At 48.8% G+C, this 6,436-nt stretch carries 6 protein-coding genes; all 6 read right to left on the reverse strand.

What is annotated here, in order from left to right:
* Nucleotide 1: 1 nt before the first annotated feature.
* From ACJMNB_RS03600 to ACJMNB_RS03625, 6 genes are read right to left on the reverse strand one after another with little or no spacing between them, the layout of a single operon-like run.
* A complete protein-coding gene (locus tag ACJMNB_RS03600; RefSeq protein ID WP_405339082.1) occupies nt 2–580 on the reverse strand; it encodes a phospholipid-binding protein MlaC in 579 nt (192 codons plus the stop codon).
* Between the two features lie 17 nt (nt 581–597).
* Nucleotides 598–1,959: a TolC family protein gene (locus ACJMNB_RS03605; protein WP_405339084.1), complete on the reverse strand. Its 1,362-nt coding sequence runs from the start codon at nt 1,957–1,959 to the stop codon at nt 598–600.
* Between the two features lie 24 nt (nt 1,960–1,983).
* A complete protein-coding gene (locus tag ACJMNB_RS03610; protein ID WP_405339086.1) occupies nt 1,984–2,715 on the reverse strand; it encodes a lytic transglycosylase domain-containing protein in 732 nt (243 codons plus the stop codon).
* Nucleotides 2,705–3,394, reverse strand: a complete 690-nt coding sequence (locus ACJMNB_RS03615) for a hypothetical protein (RefSeq protein ID WP_405339088.1) — start codon at nt 3,392–3,394, stop codon at nt 2,705–2,707. Before ACJMNB_RS03615 ends, ACJMNB_RS03610 begins: the two co-directional genes overlap by 11 nt.
* 3 nt (nt 3,395–3,397) lie before the next feature.
* Nucleotides 3,398–5,257, reverse strand: a complete 1,860-nt coding sequence (locus tag ACJMNB_RS03620; protein WP_405339090.1) for an alpha-amylase/4-alpha-glucanotransferase domain-containing protein — start codon at nt 5,255–5,257, stop codon at nt 3,398–3,400.
* A gap of 34 nt (nt 5,258–5,291) precedes the next feature.
* Nucleotides 5,292–6,104: a hypothetical protein gene (locus ACJMNB_RS03625; protein ID WP_405339092.1), complete on the reverse strand. Its 813-nt coding sequence runs from the start codon at nt 6,102–6,104 to the stop codon at nt 5,292–5,294.
* Nucleotides 6,105–6,436 lie beyond the last annotated feature (332 nt).

Raw genomic sequence — 6,436 nt, forward strand, 5'->3', positions numbered from 1 at the left:
ATTACTTCTCCGATTCGTCAGCCTTTTTGCTGATGATATCGATCAACTCCGCAAAGCTCTTGTTCTTAAGAATTTGCGAGAACTGATCCTTGTAATTGCGTGCAGTAGAAAGATCGTCGATGACCAGGTCCCAAGCCATCCACTTGCCGTCTACCAGGCTCATCTTGTATTCCAGAACCGATTCCTTCCCCTTGTTCCAAAGGTGGGCTACCACGCGGGCTTCGTTGTCGCCCTTCATCTTGGCGGGTTCATAGATGGTAGAATCGGCGCGGTAGAGTTCCAGGCGCTTTGCGCTAGAGTTACGGACCATGCGCTGGAATTCCGTCACGAACTTTTCCTGGGCGGTGGCATCCTGAGCCTTCCAATCGCTGGAAGAAATTGTCTTCTTGGCAAGCAGGGCAAAGTCAAAGGAATCGCTGAGCAAGCTCTTGACACGTTCCGTTTCCTTCGCATTTCGGCTAGACTTTTTCAGAAGTGTCTGAAGTTCAGCATCCTTCTTCTTGATCGTTGTCACGGGGTCCTCGGCCGCAAAGGCAACCAACGAGGCACAGGCGACAGCAATTAAAATTTTCTTGAGCATATTGTTCTCCTTTTTACTCACTGATTCATATAAATCGAGTGGAAATCCTTCAGCGACATCCCTATCTTAGCAATCAGCTGAGCAAATTCCACATTGTAAGAGCATACCGCAAAATAGTAATCTTTCTGCATCGTGATATTCTGCGTATATGCCGAAACCAAATCACCCGTCTTGGACTTGTCCAAATCGTACTGCATGGCCGCACCCTTCAGAATACCTTCAGATGCACGCAGGCTTTCCTTCATGGCATCTAGCTTTTCTTTTGCTGCAACCACCAGATAATACTGTTCTTCGGCCTTGGCCATCAGGCCTTCCGAAGCGTAGGCTTCCTTAAGCTGGAGACCGCGCATGTCCGTGCGGGCAGAACGGTATCCTTCCCAGTTTTTCCAGAAATTCAAATTGTAGCGGACGCCGACGCCAAGAACACCATCGAGCTTGTTCACCGCGTCTTCGGCAAAGGCGTTCTTCTGCAAGACGCTTCTGTTACCGGCCCAGCTCTTGACGTATTCAATTTCGCCCATTACGAAGAATTCGGGAGCGAGTTTCGCCTCGGCCAAATCCATCTGGATTCGACGGGCACGGATTCCAGCCGCAAGCTGACGCAATTCCGGATTGTATTTCAAGGTCAAGTTGCGGACTTCATCCAAGGAGGGCAGGGGTTCCGTTCGCGGAACCAGCACCGAGTCTTCAGCCACAAAGGTATCATTTTCGTTCATCTTTAACGAAAAACGAATGGCCAGCATCACGCGCTTCATTCCCAAATTGGCTTCAGAAACGCCTTCCTTAACGGTATGCATTTTAGCCTTCAGGTTCAAAAGATCCATCTGGGACACATTGGGGTCGTCTTCGTCCAGGGCCTCTTCGAGCTTTTCGTAAGCCTCATCCACCTTCGACTTGGCATCCCCCGCAATGCGGATCATTTCCTTGGCCAAAAGGTAATTGTAATAATAGGTCTGCAGTTCAACGTCTTTCTTATGGACCTGATTTTCGATATCGAAGGTCTTCTGCTGCAAATCAGCTTCCAGGGCCATTTTACCGGCACGATATTGTCCCAAATTCAGGGGTTGCACAAATCGAGCCTGGACACCCCAAAACGGGCCCATCTTGGTAAAGTCATAAACTTCCACCGTATCGCCGTCCTGCAATTCATTCTTCAAGCCGGGAGCGGGACCCACCATCATGCCCACATAAAAAGTCGGCAAAATAGCTTCGGATTTCAGCCTGCGGATCTGATCTTTCTTGGCCTCGGTGCCAAATTTAAGTTCTGCCACCTGGGGGTCATTCGTCAAACCTTCTTCGACAAATTGTTCCAAGCTATACCGGATTTCGCCGGCAAGCACAAAAGACGCCATCAAAAGGACTATCAAAATTCGGAACATGGTGCAAATTTAGCAAATTTGACACTATTCCATTTGCCATTGGTCGTCATATACCGGCTGTTGGTCGCTTGTTTTAAATTCCAGCTCCGTCAGCTTGCGGTATTTGGAAATCACGTGTTCGTAATACTTGGTCGGAAGCGGTTTCCCCGATTCCAGCATGCGGTCCACCGCCGAATGTCCTAAGTTGTATGCAATCAGGGCATCTTTCCAGTTACCATACTTAGAAATCAGGCGAATCAAATAGGCCGTTCCTACAGTCACGTTGATTTCAGGTTTCAGCAAGTCTTCTTCGGTTTCGATTTGAAGGCCAAAATGGGCACTCATCTTCTTGGCCGTTTCAAGCTTGATTTGCATAAGCCCCAGTGCACCCGAATAAGCGCCCGACTGTTTACGGCCACGGGCATTGGGGTTTCCGCGACTTTCCTGTGCCACCACCGCCAAAATAAGCAGGGGGTCCGTGGCATAGGACCTGGAAATCTGCCAAATCTGCTCCGTGAGCATTTCACGCTGTTCTTCAGTCAAGCGACCCTTCGAAAGGTAATCAAGGGCGCGGCTGATCTTGACATAGTCAATGGTCCACTTGCCCCAAGCGCTCAACTGTTCAAGATCGGCACGCAGTGCCGCCTCCTGCTCAACAAGCTGCCTGATTTCAGCCTGGCGCGCAAACCAATAAGACACAAAAAGCCCCAAGGCCCCGAAGCAAAACACCAGGGCTACGGCAAAGGTCAGCTTGGATATGCGAACGTTACTTTTCACGCCTTGTATTCTCTAGATATTCCAAGTAACTCACCCAATCCTGGATTAAACCGAAAGAACTGAGCCTTGTCGTATCTTGCACCACGCCGAGCTTACGTAAAGGGCCAATCGACGATTCCAATTTGTCGATTTCCTTGATATAGCGATCCTTCTGGTTCTGGAGTGCAATAATCTGAGCCTGTTTATCGGCCAAGTCATGTCCCTGGGTAGAAATAATCACGAACAAGGTAATCATCCACCCCAGGATCAAAGAAATAAGCGCAACCGCAACACCCGAACTCACCGTAATACCCGAGCGGAGTCCGTAGTGCAGTCCAATCTGCTGCAACTGCTTCTTGGTTCCCGATTTCTTGTAGGCCTTGCGGTTTTCGTAGACTTCGAATATGTTCAGATACTTCGAGAAATAATCGTAGAGTTCGGCTGAATCAAAAATCAAGATCAATGCGGACTTCTGCGACTTGACCCGATTCAGCAGTTCCAAGAAAACATCAAGATAGCGGTCGCTTGTAAAATGGGCGTTCTGCAAATTCAAGAAGTAGAAACACCCAGGGCCTTCTACCAGCATGTCCAGTTTTTCTTTAACCGCCGTAAGCTGGACTAAGCCAAGGGAACCGGACAAGGAAAGTTCCACGTCGTTTCCGCGAGATTCCACCTGTATGTCAATCAAGTCTGGTTTCATCGGTTACCTCTTGGAAATCTTGGCCGTCAGCTGCATCGTGCATTCGGACTGGCTTTCAAGATTCACCTTCTGGAACGGGAACACGCGGATTCCCTGCAGGGCCTCAGGTGCCGCAAGGGAAGACGCTCCGAATATGGGAGAAATCAACAGCGAAGTCTTTTTCTCGAATACCAGTTCAATCCTGGAACTGGTCACCATATCCGAAATTTCAAATTTCGAGGCGTCCGGGAAAATGAGCGGATCGCGGAAGTTAAACTTCAAGGGAGTTCCATCGACCAGAATATCCTTACTGGTATAACCGCAAGCAAGAAGCCCCGTATCAAGAAGCGTACCGAAGAATCCCTTTATAGTCGCAGGAGAATTGTTCGTAAGCTTGTACTCTACCGAGAACTCCGAACCCGTAGATGAAAGGCCGAAATTCTTTTCGACATGGAGGGAATAAGTCTCGGCTCCAAGCGTCGCGTTTTGTTCCGAAAGCAGGGCTATGTCCGTACCGGCATCGTGACGCTTGATCTGGTAATCATAAGGAGCAGAAAGCACCCCTTCGCGGTCCGATAAAATTTGGTCCAACTTTTCGGCCTTCAACTCCACATTGGGAATCATGAAGTCCACAAAGCCCACAGCAGGGTTTCCGTCATCTCGCCAGGCCCCAAGAACCGAGTTTTCGGCCTCCTTGGCGTTCAGGACATTCAAGATGCCGCCCGCCACATAGTCAAGCAAGAAGGAATAAGAATGGTTCTCGGCCCAAATGCACTTGCTACCGTCAAGCATGAAGTCCGCGATATCCAAGCGGATTCCGTCAAAGGAAACAAGATCGGTCAAACGGTTTGCCGCCTGCAACAAAAAGCGGGAGCCCCACCAACGGACCATGGGCGTACGCATGCCTTCAGAGTCCTGCATGTCGCGGTAATAAATGGGCGACATGGCTGGCAAAAGCATTTCGAAGAAGTCATCCCGTTCGTGGCCCTTAAGGAATGCCGCTGCACGGTGGAACTGCGACAAGAACATCTTGTGCAACAAGTTGACTTCGGGCCTTCTAATCAAGAGCTCGCGACAGGTCTTGGCGGCCGCAGGCAAACCGATTTTACTCCCCGACGACAACAGGAAGCTGACACGGCCTTCGGAACTTTGATCCGCCACAAGACTTGCAACCGTCTTGGTGGAAATCTCGTTCATTTCCACAAATTCAATCAAGCGTTCAAAGAACGGAATAATGTCACCCGGCTGCGGAGGAATGTTCAAGCCCACCACGGCAGACTTGCCTTCACGGCAATAGGGTTCCGCAATCTGTTCCCACTGGAAGTCATCGTTAGCAATGGCATCGGACAGCTTCTGCGAAACCGGGACCACCCGCATAAAGGAGCCCTTGTCTTCGATAGAATACCAACCTGAAACCGGAGTCGTGCGGCCCAGGGCGTCTTGGAGAGAAGCTTCTTGCACAAGCGCATATTCAAAGCGATGCTTGGCCAAAAGTTCAGTCATCTCCATTTCCCAGACCATGGAAGAATTGAAATAACCGGAAGGTTCAATGCCGAAATGTTTCCACAGGAGCTTGCCATGCTTCTTGAGCTGCATGGACTGGAGTTCCGTAGGGAACAAGGGAAGCATGGGATCGTAAAAACCGCCGCCCAAAAGTTCAAGGGAACCTTCTTCGATGGCGTGGCGCAGCTTGCCAAACATCAGCGGGCGTGCAACCTTGTTCGCCACCTCAATCGTCGGGCCATCCATGAAAAGCGAAAACTTCACCTTTCCGGAATCAAGCATCATGCAGATGCCCGAAAGCAAATTCTCTACAACAGATTCAAGCTTTGCATAAGCCGTCGATGGCGGCAACTGCAGCACAAACGATAACGTCGATTTCATATAGGTAAGGATAGAAAAAAAGCGGCCCTAAAGTTCAATGGGACAACGATTTAAATTCAATCATGTAACCATATTGATTTAATTTCTTAATAACCGGAGCAAAATCCTCCAGTAAAATATCGTCCAGAACACGTAAGGTCACACGATTCCTCCGACCCGCCATTTTTCCCATAAACTCGCAGAAACAAAAATCGTTGGGGAAGGAGTCCATTCTATATCCATCGGGTTGTCCATTTTCATTCCAATTAATCAAGTAGGCAAGTTTTCCGTCTTTTCTGTAAACAGTCAGCGAGAGTGCTGTATCAGCAGCCGCACACCATCTTAAATCATCATTGGTGATCTCATGATTCATAAGCATGCTTCGGAACTGTTTGGTTCGGAAAATACGATCCGAAATTCTTGCATCAATCATTTTCTTGCATACATGAGAATAAAGCACATAACTCTCATGGGGTTTATGCAACTTGCAGATATCCTTATAATTCGATCCAAATGCTAATTGAAACGAATGAAAATGGAATGAAATGGTTGAATAAGATTTATAGAATACATCATAGGTAACGTTGTTATCATAATGTATTTTGACTAACGGATAATCATTAAAGATCTGCTGGCGTTTTACGGGATTCTCTACACCTGTCAGCATCTGCAGGACTTCTTCACCCAAATTTTCTTGAGCCTTTTTCAGTTCTTTGTCAAAGTGCTCAATCAGCAAATCGTCATCAGAAAAATCGGAAGCAGTTCTACCGAGAACCCTACCGTTCAACGAATAATTATCGGCCCTGACATCCAGAACAATTTCGCCAGGATTCGCAGTCAGAAATTCCTTTTCTTCCTTGCAAGCCACAAGAAGAAAAAGAAGTAGAAGACAAAACAAATTAACCGGCCGCATATAGGAGCAAATATAACTGTTTTCAGGGTATAAAAAAAGAAAGGGCCCCTCGAGCGTTAAGCTCAAGGGGCTGTGAGCCGCAAGCGGCCTGTACTGACAGGCCGTGGCGGCGAGAGCGAGGCCCGGCCACGGGCACCTGCCTGCATAAGGGCCGAGCGGTCTGTAAAAAGAAAAAGCCCCGCTCGCCGTTTACGGCAAGCGGGGCGTGAATCCAGCAGCGACCTACTCTCCCGGGCCCGTAGGCCAGGTACCATCGGCGATGAGGGGCTTGACTTCCGTGTTCGGAA

Source organism: Fibrobacter sp. (genome assembly GCF_045131395.1).
GTDB lineage: Bacteria > Fibrobacterota > Fibrobacteria > Fibrobacterales > Fibrobacteraceae > Fibrobacter.